The sequence below is a fragment of the Timonella sp. A28 genome, assembly GCF_051200815.1.
Taxonomy (GTDB): Bacteria; Actinomycetota; Actinomycetes; order Actinomycetales; family Cellulomonadaceae; genus Timonella.
Genome location: NZ_CP195159.1, coordinates 109,381 through 122,900 on the forward strand (window position 1 = coordinate 109,381; position 13,520 = coordinate 122,900).

Sequence of the window (13,520 nt, forward strand, 5' to 3'; positions counted from 1 at the left end):
CGTATGGGTTTCGCAGATACATCACAGCTTGTTTTTCCGTGGGATGTTTTAACGCCGCTGGCTCAGCTAGCGCGGCAACACCCTGATGGCATCGTGGATCTTTCGGTGGGAACACCCATAGATCCGACGCCACAGGTCATTCAGAGCGCTCTTACACGAGCTGCTGATGCTCATGGTTATCCGCTTACTTATGGTACGAGTGAAGTACGTGAAGCAATTTCTGCGTGGTTTGCTCGGCGACGTCATAGTGTGGTTGATCCGCGTGATGTACTGCCGACCGTTGGTTCTAAAGAACTTGTTGGGTTGTTGCCCTCGCTCTTAGGTTTGGGCGAGGGCGACATCGTGGTGCATCCTGACGTTGCATACCCGACATACGATGTTGGGGCGCGACTTGCAGGTGCTACACCTTTCCCTGCTTCTGATGTTGAGCAATGGCAGGGAAACCCAAACGTTAAATTAGTGTGGATTAATTCACCAGGAAACCCTCATGGTGGGGTGCTGTCTGTTGAACAACTCCAGCAGATTGTTGCTGCGGCACGCCGTTTGGGTGCGTTGGTTGTTTCAGATGAGTGTTACGCAGAATTGCCGTGGCAGGAACCGTATGTTTCTCAAGGCGTTCCTTCGGTATTGGACCCGCGGGTATGCGGTGATTCATATGAAGGTGTGTTGGTTACGTATTCGTTGTCGAAGCAGTCGAATGTTGCCGGATATCGGGCAGCTTTTGTTGCCGGCGATCAGAGCGTTGTGGCTCGATTGTTGGAGATACGTAAGCATTTAGGTTTGATTGTTCCTTTCCCTGTGCAGGCGGCTATGACTGCTGCTGTGCAGGACGATCAGCATGTTTCTGAGCAGCGTGCGCGTTATGCGCAGCGTCGTGGTGTGCTGTTGCGTGGTCTTGAAACTGCGGGTCTGCATGTTGATGAATCTGCTGCAGGCCTGTATTTGTGGGTGCGTGCAGATGATGCTTTTGAGTCTGCTTTAACTGAGCAGTCCCGTGTTCTGGTTGAGAATGCTCGGTCGGTTCTTCCAGGAAAATGCTGGAGTACGGTCGCATTTTTGGCGCAGCTGGGAATTCTTGTTGCACCTGGAATTTTTTATGGTTCTGCTGGTGGCGGGCATGTACGTGTAGCTTTGACTGCTGATGACGAGCGCATCTCAACGGCAGCAATGCGACTTGAATCACAAGCCCGGCAGAAACTTTCCCCCTTCGTTACAATAACTTGACCGACTCTTTTACTAGTGTGTGATGGTTATCACCGTCCAAATAGGTAATTAGGCCCACAAAAATTTCCCGTTTTATGGATGGGAAAGATACCGTTACTTACAGCACATTGTGTCGAAGAGACGTTGCTTGAGCACAGCCCTTGCACGCTCTAGCACAACTAGTGGACTCGTAGCGTGGCGCTCAACGACGGCGTTCAAGCGCAAGGAAGGAAAACATGTCTGAAAACCCACAGGCAAAAGTGACTCTCACGGTTAACGAGGATTCACAGGACCTTCCGGTTACTGTAGCGACCGAAGGAAATAGTGGTATCGGTGTTGCTTCACTTTTGAAGACAACAGGTATGGTCACAGTTGACCCTGGCTTTACCAACACCGCATCATGTGAATCTAAGATTACGTACATTGACGGTGAGGCAGGGATCCTGCGCTACCGCGGATACCCCATCGAACAACTTGCCGAACACTCAAGTTTCCTCGAAGTCGCATACCTGCTTATTCGAGGCGAACTGCCAAGCCCTCATGAACTCGAAGCTTTTGAAGCGCGCGTAAACCGGCACACACTGGTTCCAGAAGGCTTCCGTACCTTCATGGGAACCTTCCCAGTGAACGCGCACCCCATGGCGGTAATGGCCTCAGCTATTAACGCTTTGCCGACTTTTTACCCAGACTCACTCAACCCCTTTGAAGAGGACACCGTTGAATTAGCGACGGTATTACTCCTCGCAAAAGCACGTACGATCACGTCATACCTGCATCGTCGTCGTCATGGGGAACCACTGCTCTACCCAGACTATTCACGCGGGTATGTTGAAGACTTCTTACGTATGACGTTCTCTGAGCCTTATCACTCATATGAGGCTAACCCTGCGGTTGTCGATGCACTCGATAAATTGCTTATCTTGCATGCAGACCACGAACAAAACTGCTCCGCATCAACTGTGCGAGTAGTAGGCTCCAGCCACGCAAACCTGTACGCATCAATTGCTGCAGGTATCAATGCGCTTTCTGGACCACTGCACGGTGGAGCGAACGAATCAGTCCTAAAAATGTTGCACGAAATCCGAGAAGCTGGGGGAGACCCAAAGAGCTTCATGGAGAAGGTCAAAAACAAAGAAGACGGCGTACGTCTGATGGGCTTTGGCCACCGTGTCTACAAAAACTACGACCCTCGTGCCGCAATCGTAAAAAAGAGCGCAGACGCAGTATTGTCCACGCTAGGTAAGCGTGACCAACTTCTTGACATCGCCCTCGAACTCGAAGACATCGCGTTAAACGACGAGTACTTCATCTCGCGCAAGTTGTATCCAAACGTGGACTTCTACACGGGACTCATCTACAAAGCGATGGGCTTTGAACCAGAAATGTTCACACCATTGTTCGCTCTTGGGCGTATGCCGGGATGGATCGCACAGTGGCGTGAAATGATGAAAGACCCACAAACAAAGATCGGGCGTCCACGCCAGATCTATACAGGCGCAACGGAACGGCCATACGTTCCCGTTACCGAACGCTAAACACAACGAGGGCTACCTGCACAATGCAGGTAGCCCTCGTGTGTTATTTCGATTATTTGCTTGTGTAATCGGCAACGTACAGACGTATATGTTCTGGACTCTCGGGTTGTTCAAATCGTTGATCAGATTCGGAATCAGCCGAATCAAAGTCATGCCACGCTGAACCAATATCAGAGCCAGCCTCACGACCGCGCGACAACGACCACATCCAATCCTCACTCGTCACAGCAACAACGCTGGTTGAATGAACAGTAAGTACCGACCATTGCATCACCGTGGCAACATTCTTGACAGTTTTACCTGGTAGCTGTGATGGATCCACATCAATGTATCCGTGCTCGGACACTACCTCGATCTTCGCATCAGGGAAATCTTGAGAAACGCGCTCTTCAACAATGCGCAAGGCTTCTTCCTGTTCGTCTGCTGCAAAAAAAGATTTTTGATCAGGTAACGAACAAGAAACTACAGGCGATACGTTCCCCGACAAAGCTGCAGCCCACGCCCGCGAAGAATCCTCATGTTGAGCGTAAGCGTCAGGAAAAGCAGAACGCTGCACCGTCTGTGCAGCTACCGTCAACGGAAGACCGGCGTAATCAGGGACATCTTTTAAATGCGTATAAAACTGGGTTGAGGAATACACCGGATCCATAATCTGTTCAACAGACCCCCATCCTTGCGATGGACGCTGCTGAAATAATCCAACTGAATCACGGTCGCCATAATCAATGTTGTATAGCGAAGACTCTTGCATTGCCGTCGCAAGAGCAATCGCAACGCCATCCCCAGCCATCGACAAGTCAACACCGACAGCAGCGATCAACGCCGAATTGTCGGCTTGCTGTGCTCGCAGCGAATACGTCGATTCGTCGTCAGACACATAGCAGCGATGAGTAGCGCGCGCAGGTGCATCAAACGAATTTAAAAAATAAACGACGCCCACAACACATAAGCCAAGGACGCCAACACCAACAATAAACCCGACAAGGACTCGACCCAGTCCACGTTGCACCGCCAAAACTTACACCCCCAATAAGTCCACATAAAACAGGTGGGTGTGCGCACTCAAGCACACACCCACCGAACGCACATGCTAGTTCGCGTGTAACGCCTCGTTCAATTCGATGCCCGTACCCGCACGCACGACAGCTTCAACGCCGCCAGTTTGCGAATTGCGACGGAACAACAAATTGTTGCGGCCAGACAAATCGCGAGCCTTCACCACAGTAGATTCCGCATCGTTGGCGGTCTTCAACGAAACTTTCGTTCCAGAGGTGACATACAAGCCAGCCTCAACGATGCAATCGTTGCCCAACGAAATTCCGATTCCTGAGTTTGCACCCAACAATGAGCGTTCACCAATGGAAATGGTTTCCTTGCCGCCACCAGACAACGTTCCCATAATTGATGCGCCACCACCGATGTCTGAGCCATCCCCAACAACAACACCAGCAGAGATGCGCCCCTCAACCATCGACGTGCCTAAAGTGCCAGCATTAAAGTTGCAGAACCCCTCATGCATGACCGTGGTACCTGGGGCAAGGTGCGCGCCCAAACGTACACGATCCGCATCAGCAATACGGACACCAGCAGGTACCACATAGTCAACGAGACGAGGGAACTTATCGATAGACACAACAGTGACGTGACCACGCGGCTTGAGCGCTGCACGAGTCAACTCAAAATCGGTGACCGCACACGGACCAAAGTTCGTCCACACAACGTTCGCAAGCAAACCGAACACGCCATCTAAGTTCAACCCGTGAGGGCGTACTAGACAATGCGAAAGTAGGTGAAGTCGAAGATAAACATCGGCAGTATCGGCAGGTGCAGCATCAAGGTCAATACGCGTGACGACGACACTCGTCGTCACTTGACGGGCTGCATCAAAGCCTTCCAAAGCAACCAAAGCCTCAGGAACTACAACATCGCGTGGAGCCTCCCCAAGGGCAGGAGAGGGGTACCACACATCAAGAACAGTGCCATCAGAGAACGTGGAGGCTAAACCAACGCCCCAAGCCAAACGTGGATTCGAAGAAGTCATGAAACTACAGTATGCGCGATCAGTTTTGTAACGAAAGGAATCACACAATATCGTCGTGTGATGTACACGTGATTACTAGGTAGTAACCAATTTGAGGAGGCACACCCAACCCCAAAACACGCATGACAGGGGAGTATATTGGGCATTATGCCTAACACAGATCTCGAACACACTTCCCGCAACAACATAATTCAGCTCCCCGTGCACGACGGCCCAGTAACCCTCACAGAAGCCCTCTGCAACATCGAGTCAGTGTCAGGCAACGAACAAGCAATAGCCGACGCAGTAGAACACGTCTTACGCACTACAGCCCACCTTGACGTCACCCGCATCGGCAACAACATTATTGCCCGCACACACCTAGCACGACCCAGACGCGTCATCATCGCCGGTCACCTCGATACCGTACCCGTAGCAGACAACCTCCCCGTACAACGCACAACCATCGACGGCACAGAAGTCCTCTGGGGGCGAGGAACCGTCGACATGAAAGCAGGGGTAGCAGTCCAACTCGCGCTCGCAGTAGAACTCACCAACCCACAACAAGACATCACGTGGTGCTTCTACGACAACGAAGAAGTCGACGCGCACCTCAACGGATTAGGCGTAGTAGCCCGAACCGCCCCAGAACTCCTCCACGCAGACTTCGCCATACTTGGCGAACCATCTAGCGCGGGCATCGAAGGCGGCTGCAACGGAACCATGCGCGCCATCATCACTACGCACGGAACCGCCGCACACTCAGCCCGCGCATGGATGGGCGACAACGCCATCCACGCAGCAGCCCCCATACTCAGCAGACTTGCCGCCTACATTCCAGAAACCATCACAGTCGAAGGACTTGACTACCGTGAGGGCATGAACGCTGTAGCAATCAGCGGAGGCATCGCCGGAAACGTCATCCCAGATCTCTGCGAAGTCACAGTTAACTTCCGGTTTGCACCAAGCAGAAACGAACAAGAAGCAGAGCAGCACATACGAGAACTCTTCACCGGATTTGATGTGCGTATCGTGGACAGCGCTCCTGGCGCAAAACCAGGGCTCGATGACCCTGCAGCCCAAGAATTTGCGGCACAAGTACTTGGCCTCACTGGTGGAAAGCCGGGCCCCAAATATGGGTGGACAGACGTCGCACGCTTTGCCCAACTTGGTATATCCGCCGTAAATTTCGGCCCCGGAGATGCCATCTACGCACACAAAGACGACGAACACTGCCCCATAGAACACATCAACGTATGTTACGAAGCGTTGAAATCTTGGTTGATGTAGTGTGCACGCAACGTGTCGAGCGCTTTTCTTATGACCAGCACTAATAGGGTGGAGTTATGAACACACAGAACGAACAGTCAGGGCGCGAGTCCTACCGCAAAGGCCCAATACTACTCCGCGGATCACAAATCCCACACCAAACGTCAGACCAGCGACTACTCGGAAAATCACAGTCCTCTGACTGGGTGCACGACGACCCATGGCGTGTCTTACGTATCCAAAGCGAATTTGTCGAAGGTTTTGGAGCGCTTGCAGAGTTGGGCCCAGCAATTTCAGTGTTTGGTTCGGCACGAACCAAAATTGATCACCCTGACTATCAGCTGGCTGAAGAAGCTGCACGCCGTATCGTGGATCGCGGATATGCGGTTATCACTGGCGGTGGCCCAGGCGTGATGGAAGCAGCAAACAAGGGAGCACACGAGGCTGGTGGCGTCAGTGTTGGACTGGGGATTGAGCTTCCTTTTGAACAGGGCATGAACCAGTACGTCAACCTTGGCGTGAACTTCCGCTACTTCTTTGCTCGTAAAACGATGTTTGTGAAGTACGCTTCTGGGTTTGTGGTTCTGCCAGGAGGCTTCGGCACATTTGACGAACTCTTCGAAGCCCTCACACTTGTTCAAACACACAAGATCACAGAATTCCCGATTGCTCTTGTCGGCACTGACTACTGGGGTGGCCTCATCGATTGGCTACGCACCAGTGTTGCCGGACGCGGCATGATCAACGAATTCGACGTCGATCTCTTCCACGTTGTTGATTCCGCTGAAGAAGCAGTGCAAATCGTCGCTGATCGCGCTGACGCAATGCGCGCAGACGCTTTGCGTGCGGCTGCAGAACCAACGGAGCCGGTAGAAGGGTGACCTTCCCGCCATCACCACGCTTATGGTTGCGGGGCCAACCTGTCGGAACACACGACGGAATGGCCCCGTCAATCATGGCGATCATTAACCGAACCCCCGACTCCTTCTTTGAAGGGGCACGTCAGTTTGATGATGTAACTGCGTTACAAGCAGCAGAAACTGCTTTAGCTGAGGGTGCGCAGATCGTCGACATTGGGGGAGTGCGCGCTGGTGGCGGTCCCATCATCACGGTGGAAGAAGAACTGAGGCGGGTCGTTCCTTTTGTGTTGCGCGTGCGTGAACTATTTCCAGAATTACTCGTAAGTGTTGATACATGGCGCGCAGAAGTTGCCCGAGAAGTTGCTGCTGCTGGGGCTGACCTTATTAATGACACGTGGGCGGGGCATGATCCAGACCTCGTCTCGGTGGCAGCGGAAAACGGTATCGGCATAGTGTGCTCTCATACAGGCAACATGACACCCCGGACAGACCCTTTTCGCGTGACATATCCGCCGACATCACACTCTCTTCCAGGCGTTGTTGTTGATGTATTAGACACCTTGCGTGCTTCAGCTGAACGAGCAGTGCAGGCTGGCGTTGACCCACGCAGCGTCATTATTGACCCAACACACGATTTTGGAAAAAACACGTGGCATTCGCTGCAACTTGTGCGGCACACGCACGAATTAGCTAGCGTGGGCTTTCCAGTGCTCATGGCCTTGTCACGTAAAGATTTTGTGGGTGAAACCCTAGACCTCCCGCCGCACGAACGACTCGAAGGAACCCTCGCAGCAACTGCCATAGCAGCATGGCAGGGAGGCAGAGTTTTTCGTGCACATGACGTACAAGCGACACGCAGAGTGCTCGACATGGTTGCTGCAATGCGAGGAGACATCCCACCTCAACGCGTTACTCGGGCCGTTAGGTAAACATATTTGACGTTAGTAATCACTGGTAACCAGCGCGCTATTAGGTAAAATGGGTCAGAAGTTTACCGCCTTTTTAACAAGTGTGCAGAACCTCTCACCTCACGATTGGAGTGTCCAGATGGCTGCAATGAAGCCCCGTACAGGTGATGGCCCCATGGAAGTCGTCAAAGAAGGGCGTAGCATCATTATGCGAGTCCCTCTTGAAGGCGGCGGACGCCTTGTGGTCGAACTCAATCAAAATGAGGCCAACGAGCTTGGAAAGCTCTCGAAGTAGTTATGGAATAGTTTTGACACCACGCAATGAGCATGAACGTTCACGCAACTCGCTCTGGCGAGAAACCCCACGTGTAGTTGTCTCTGAAGGCACTATCAAAACATGTGATTTTCTTACCGCAGACGAAGTCGATGCAATAGCGGTTGGCGTTGGCGCACCGGTTTTGGGCGACGACGAACTACAGCCACGTGCAGGAACCGTTCATGCTTCTGCGCGTTATCGCATCAATCTGGCTGAACTGGCTGAACGTAACCATTTCACTGCTGCTCCGGGCACCGTTCACGTTATTGATTTGCCTGTGACACACCCAGGTTCTGGTGCAGTGTTACCGTGGCAAGGTTTGCCACTGCGAATCATTTTGATGGGTGTGGGGCGAGGCACCGACGAAGAGCTTCGCACTGCGGGGGCCGCGCTGGCAACAGCAACACGTGGCCTTAAACGTGTTGTCACGACTGTTGCGGCGCGTTCGGATGATCGAGGAACACGCCACTTTGTTGAAGGCTACCTGTTAGGCGCCTATCAGCCGTGGAACATGAAAAATAAAGAGGAAAGGCCTCCAGCGCAAGAGCTTGTATTGCTGGGGCCAAACTCCCAAGCGGCTGTTGATGATGCGCAACGGCACGCCCGGTTAACGTGGTTTACTCGTGATCTTGCGATTATTCCGGCAAATATTAAAACTCCACGCTGGGTGGCCACGCAGTTCACAAAGGTCGCAGAACAGCACGGTTTACTGGTTCGCACGTGGACCGAAAAAGAACTTGTTGCTCAAGGTTTTGGGGGCACTTACGCCGTAGGTAAGGGTTCAAGCCAAAAGCCTGTGTTTGTGCAGGTGAGTTACACACCTGCACAGCCGAGTAAGGACAGCAAGCATGTTGTTGTTGTAGGTAAAGGCATCACTTTTGATACTGGTGGCATTTCAATAAAGCGCCCTCGTGAATCAATGATCACGATGAAAATTGATATGACTGGTGCTGCTTCTGCCTTCGCTGCGGTTGTTGGTGCTGCGCAAAGCAAAGTCAAACATAGGGTTTCAGCGCTTATCCCACTGGCAGAAAATCATTTTGGGGCTGAATCAACGAGACCAGCAGACGTTATTTCTGTGTTTGGTGGAACAACCGTTGAAATCGCCAATACGGATGCAGAAGGCCGTGTCGTTATGGCCGATGCGTTGGCCTATGGTGCTCTTGAACTTAAGGCCGATCTTCTTGTAGACGTAGCGACATTGACTGGTGCTGCAGCTATGACATTGGGCCACAGCCATGCTGCTTTGATATCCAATGATGAGCAGTGGGCTCAGGCATTTGAAAGTGCTGCTTTGGAAACAGGCGAATACGTGTGGAAGATGCCGTTAGTGCGTGAATACGATAACGCGTTGAAATCTGATGTCGCAGATATTCGAAATATTCCGCAAGAGTCAGCAGGGGCAGGCCCTATCGTCGCTGCGCTGTTCTTAGAACGGTTCACTCATGGCGTGCCATGGGTACACCTTGATATTGCGGGGCCAGCGCATCGCGATAAAGCACATCATGAAGTAAATAAAGGCCCAACAGGGTTTGGTGCCAGGATTATCACCCACGTGCTCGAAAACTTATAACAGGTATGGGGTTAATGTGCGGTTTTTGTTGCGCAGAGCAAGCCATTTCCTGTAGGTAGCAGCGCGACCTGCCATGCCGAATCGTCGAGTAACTCACGGTAAATGGTGCGTAAGGCGCTCGGTACTTCTTCACGATTCACAGGATCGGCTACTTTACCGAACCACAGCGCATTGTCGAGGACCAGCAGTCCGCCGCTGCGCAATAGCCGGGCAGCCTGAGTTATGTAATGATGATAATCAAGGGCATCTGTCCCGACGAAAATCATGTCATAACTGGCATCAGCGAGACGAGGTAGCACGTCTAGTGCACGGCCTGAAATCGTTCGAGTTCGTGCCGGCTTGATACCGGCTTCTAAAAAGACTCGCTTAGCCGCACGGTGGTGTTCTAACTCGGTGTCGATCGTGGTTAAGACTCCGTCAGGAGCCATGCCTTCTAAAAGCCATAAGGAGGCAACACCTGTTCCCGTACCGATTTCAACCACGGCGCGAGGACTGCTCATTGCGGCAAGCAGCCGTAGGGCAGCGCCTGTTCCCGGTGAAATGCTTGGGCAACCTAAATGGGCGGCATGCTCGCGGGCTGAGAGAATGTTGTCGTTTTCCGAAACGAACTGCTCGCTGTACGTCCAGTTTTGAGCTTTTCTCAGCCACGCGTCCTCCAAATCCAAAGTGTGTTCTCAGTGTACTCAGTCAAATAGGCAAAACAGTGGGATTCAGGCCGCCGCAAAAGGTGAGATTCGCATACTCCGGTGTGATGTTTAACTTTGTTTAAACTGCGTGTTTGTTGGACGATCGCACCAATCGCTGGCACACCATATTTCACAGGTTTTTGTAAGGTCTACCTGAAATAATTGGCGCATGCGCACAAATGATGCGCTGCATACGTTTGATACATGAGTAAACGTGCCACCGTCATTGAGGAATACGCCTATGAGCGAAGGCCCCACCCCCGTTCAACTTGTTGATGCACGTGCCGAGTCTGGTTCGACCACGCACACGTGGGAACGCGTTGTGCTTGAACACTCACAGAGGGTGTATCGCCTTGCCTATCGTCTTACCGGTAACCAACAAGACGCGGAAGACCTCACGCAAGAGGTGTTTATTCGCGTATTTAAGTCGTTGCATAACTTTCAGCCCGGCTCCTTTGAAGGCTGGTTGCACCGCATAACTACCAATGTGTTCCTTGATCAAGTCCGTAGGAAAAAACGGATTCGTATGGATCACATGGGAGATGACGCAGTCACGTACGCTGATAAAAACGATTTAGCAGATCCGGTCCGAGGATTCGATCACCACAACCTTGATTACGACGTGCAAGAAGCACTTGATAAGTTGGCGCCTGAATATCGAGTAGCTGTGGTGCTATGCGATATTGAGGGGCTATCGTATGAAGAAATTTCGGCTACTCTAGGCATCAAACTTGGTACTGTGCGATCACGTATTCACCGTGCACGCGCTCAACTGCGTAAACATTTAGCTCACAGAGCTCCTGCCAAATCTGCTGGTGTGAACGCACCGGCCACAGCGCTTGATGGGCTTCCCGCATGAGTGCTCATCTTGGTTCATTGGTTTCAGCCCTCGTCGATGATCAGCTGCCGCTTGCGGAGCGCGAAAAGGCGCTTGCCCATGCTGCATGCTGCGCGCAATGCACAGCTGAAATTCAGGCGACTCGTGCTGCTCGCGGTTTTTTAAATACGAGCGCATATGAGCCGCAACCTCGAACAGATTTCATGTCACATCTTGTCGGTATCGCAGCTGAACAAGGGCAAAATAGTAATGAGCACAATCCTGTTTCTTTTGATTCAGCTGAAGCGCAGCGTGCTTTTATTGACAGGCAATCAGTGCCCAAGTGTGCTTTTTCTGGGCATCTAACTCAGCGAGTGCAGTGGGGCCGCTGGGCAAAATATACGGCTGTGTTTGCGCTTGGTGGGGTGTGTACTGCTGCTTTTATGATGGGGGCGAGACCACAAATTACCCCGTCGTTGGACGACGACTTTGTGCAAGCGAAACTTGAAGGGCTTGACGCTAATCCCTCATTTTTGCCGCTTTATGAGGTTGCGTCACATGACGCGAGTTCCCCCGTGGATTCTGCCAAACTGACGTCGTGGCTTAAAGACCATGACTGGACGACCCCAATGAATCTGCCAGAGGATGTAAAGGTTGAGCAGGTTGGATTTTCCACTGCTACGCCCAGCCAATTGGATATTGTGCTGAGCACGGCAGCAGGTCGGGTTCTTGTTACTGAAACAAAAGGTGCTTTAGACGAAGGTGTCTTATCGGAAGCTCATACCCTTACTATTTCTGGGGATCCTATGTATGTTGTGAGCGAAAATCCCACCCACCTTATATGGCAAAGCAAAGACACCGTGATTGAATTAACCTCTCATGCCTCAATAACTGAGACTTTAGAAGTTGCGCGTAGCTTCTCTGTTGACCGGTACGATGAGGGATTGAGCGCACGGTTTGTACGAGGCTTTTCAGATCTAGCAGGGGTCGTCAGTGAATAATCCGTATAACATGCCACACGATGAGTCGCGCCCGCCTTCAGGGCAACTTCCGCCGGTACCGCAGCCTGCACAGCATGGGCCAGCACCGTGGGGGCCTCCTCCTGTAGGCGATTCGTCATATGTCCGTCAGGGGCCGTATCAGCAGCCTTTGTCGTATCCGATGAGTGTTGCTGGTCCGCCTCCCTTTGCTGCTTCAGGTGTGCCTCCGAAAGGGCGCGTTGGGGCGGGGACTGTTGTGGCTCTTATAGTGGTGTCTCTGTTAGCTGGGGGTGTCGCTGGAAGCGTTGTGGCTCGGCAAGATAACGCTGGCAGCACGACTGCAGTGATCAACCAAGTTACCCCAGGCGTGAGTAGTACAGAACGTAGCGATGGAAGCATTGCCGCTACAGCAGCGCAGGTTTTGCCATCAGTTGTGTATATCGAAGTCGAAGCAGAGGACGGATACGCAACAGGTTCAGGTTTCGTCATTTCAGAAGACGGGCACATTTTGACTAATAACCATGTGGTTGAAGAAGCTGCTCAGGGCGCTGAGGTTGTTGTGACCTTTTCTGATGGGCAAGAAGAAAAGGCGACTCTAGTTGGGCGCACCGTCGAATATGACATTGCTGTAATAAAAGTTGATCGTACGGGGTTAAAAACATTAACTCTGGGTGATTCAGATTCCGTTGTTGTTGGTGATTCTGTTATTGCGGTCGGCGCTCCTTTGGGGCTTGAAGGAACCGTGACGACAGGTATTGTTTCTGCCTTAAACAGGCCAGTCACAGCGGGAGATACTGGCGCAAGTGCATATATAAATGCGATTCAAACTGATGCGGCAATTAACCCTGGAAACAGTGGTGGGCCACTTATTAATAACGCTGGTGAGGTCATCGGTATTAACTCTGCAATCGCGCAAACTCCAAGCCAAATTGCTGATTCGGCAACGGGGAACATTGGTCTTGGTTTCGCGATTTCATCGAATCAGGCCACACGTACGGCTCAAGAGATCATTAAAAATGGGTACGCAACATATCCCATTATTGGAGTTATGCTGGACGGCACCTATACGGGTGAAGGTGTTCGAGTTGTTCCTGATTCACAGCAAGGACAACAGCCAATAACAGCGAATGGCCCTGCAGACAAAGCTGGTATTAAAGCCGGGGATGTTATTTTGGCAATCGATGGACGTCCAGTGTCACAGTCAGACGAACTTATTGTTGCCATTCGAGCTAAAGCCCCTGGCGACGATGTGAAGTTAACTGTTCGCAGTGGATCCTCAGAACGCGATATTGTCGTGACGTTGGACGAAGCGAAAAGTAAGTAGTCACGCACACGCTGTGTGACGGTAGAGAA

At 51.9% G+C, this 13,520-nt stretch carries 13 protein-coding genes; 10 read left to right on the forward strand and 3 right to left on the reverse strand.

Features of this window, described 5'->3' with window-relative positions; all coding sequences use genetic code 11:
* Window positions 1-3 precede the first annotated feature (3 nt).
* Together dapC and ACR9EC_RS00445 are read left to right on the forward strand one after the other, a co-directional pair.
* Complete coding sequence (dapC, locus tag ACR9EC_RS00440; RefSeq protein ID WP_435299559.1) at window positions 4-1,224, forward strand: succinyldiaminopimelate transaminase; 1,221 nt, start codon at window positions 4-6, stop codon at window positions 1,222-1,224.
* Window positions 1,225-1,439: 215 nt separating this feature from the next.
* Entirely contained in the window at window positions 1,440-2,738 is a 1,299-nt protein-coding gene (locus tag ACR9EC_RS00445) for a citrate synthase (RefSeq protein WP_435299560.1), read from the forward strand.
* A gap of 52 nt (window positions 2,739-2,790) precedes the next feature.
* Here the strand turns inward: ACR9EC_RS00445 and ACR9EC_RS00450 are convergent, their stop codons facing one another.
* Both ACR9EC_RS00450 and dapD read right to left on the reverse strand, forming a co-directional pair.
* Window positions 2,791-3,747, reverse strand: a complete 957-nt coding sequence (locus tag ACR9EC_RS00450; RefSeq protein ID WP_435299561.1) for a hypothetical protein — start codon at window positions 3,745-3,747, stop codon at window positions 2,791-2,793.
* Between the two features lie 81 nt (window positions 3,748-3,828).
* Window positions 3,829-4,779, reverse strand: coding sequence for a 2,3,4,5-tetrahydropyridine-2,6-dicarboxylate N-succinyltransferase (dapD, locus tag ACR9EC_RS00455; RefSeq protein WP_435299562.1), 951 nt, complete (start codon window positions 4,777-4,779; stop codon window positions 3,829-3,831).
* A 147-nt stretch (window positions 4,780-4,926) separates the two neighbouring features.
* Here dapD and dapE point away from each other — a divergent pair, with 147 nt between their 5' ends.
* The 5 genes from dapE (at window position 4,927) to ACR9EC_RS00480 (ending at window position 9,684) form a co-directional block, all read left to right on the forward strand.
* The gene (gene dapE / locus ACR9EC_RS00460; protein WP_435299563.1) at window positions 4,927-6,048 is read left to right on the forward strand and encodes a succinyl-diaminopimelate desuccinylase; all 1,122 of its coding nucleotides are present in this window, start codon (window positions 4,927-4,929) and stop codon (window positions 6,046-6,048) included.
* Window positions 6,049-6,104: 56 nt separating this feature from the next.
* The gene (locus tag ACR9EC_RS00465; RefSeq protein ID WP_435299564.1) at window positions 6,105-6,908 is read left to right on the forward strand and encodes a TIGR00730 family Rossman fold protein; all 804 of its coding nucleotides are present in this window, start codon (window positions 6,105-6,107) and stop codon (window positions 6,906-6,908) included.
* The gene (folP, locus tag ACR9EC_RS00470; RefSeq protein WP_435299565.1) at window positions 6,905-7,816 is read left to right on the forward strand and encodes a dihydropteroate synthase; all 912 of its coding nucleotides are present in this window, start codon (window positions 6,905-6,907) and stop codon (window positions 7,814-7,816) included. The genes ACR9EC_RS00465 and folP overlap by 4 nt, the downstream gene beginning before the upstream one ends.
* Before the next feature lie 118 nt (window positions 7,817-7,934).
* Window positions 7,935-8,090: a DUF3117 domain-containing protein gene (locus ACR9EC_RS00475; protein ID WP_435299566.1), complete on the forward strand. Its 156-nt coding sequence runs from the start codon at window positions 7,935-7,937 to the stop codon at window positions 8,088-8,090.
* Window positions 8,091-8,103: 13 nt separating this feature from the next.
* Window positions 8,104-9,684, forward strand: coding sequence for a leucyl aminopeptidase family protein (locus ACR9EC_RS00480; RefSeq protein WP_435299567.1), 1,581 nt, complete (start codon window positions 8,104-8,106; stop codon window positions 9,682-9,684).
* 11 nt (window positions 9,685-9,695) lie between these two features.
* Here ACR9EC_RS00480 and ACR9EC_RS00485 read toward each other — a convergent pair whose 3' ends face one another.
* On the reverse strand, window positions 9,696-10,343 hold the full coding sequence (locus ACR9EC_RS00485) for an O-methyltransferase (protein WP_435299568.1): 648 nt from the start codon (window positions 10,341-10,343) through the stop codon (window positions 9,696-9,698).
* A gap of 268 nt (window positions 10,344-10,611) precedes the next feature.
* On the opposite strand from ACR9EC_RS00485, the gene sigE reads away from it, so the two are divergent.
* The 3 genes from sigE to ACR9EC_RS00500 are packed head-to-tail and all read left to right on the forward strand — an operon-like array spanning window position 10,612 to window position 13,491.
* Complete coding sequence (gene sigE / locus ACR9EC_RS00490) at window positions 10,612-11,229, forward strand: RNA polymerase sigma factor SigE (RefSeq protein WP_435299569.1); 618 nt, start codon at window positions 10,612-10,614, stop codon at window positions 11,227-11,229.
* A complete protein-coding gene (locus ACR9EC_RS00495; RefSeq protein ID WP_435299570.1) occupies window positions 11,226-12,188 on the forward strand; it encodes a hypothetical protein in 963 nt (320 codons plus the stop codon). The genes sigE and ACR9EC_RS00495 overlap by 4 nt, the downstream gene beginning before the upstream one ends.
* Window positions 12,181-13,491: a S1C family serine protease gene (locus ACR9EC_RS00500; protein ID WP_435299571.1), complete on the forward strand. Its 1,311-nt coding sequence runs from the start codon at window positions 12,181-12,183 to the stop codon at window positions 13,489-13,491. Before ACR9EC_RS00495 ends, ACR9EC_RS00500 begins: the two co-directional genes overlap by 8 nt.
* The last annotated feature ends 29 nt before the right edge of the window (window positions 13,492-13,520 follow it).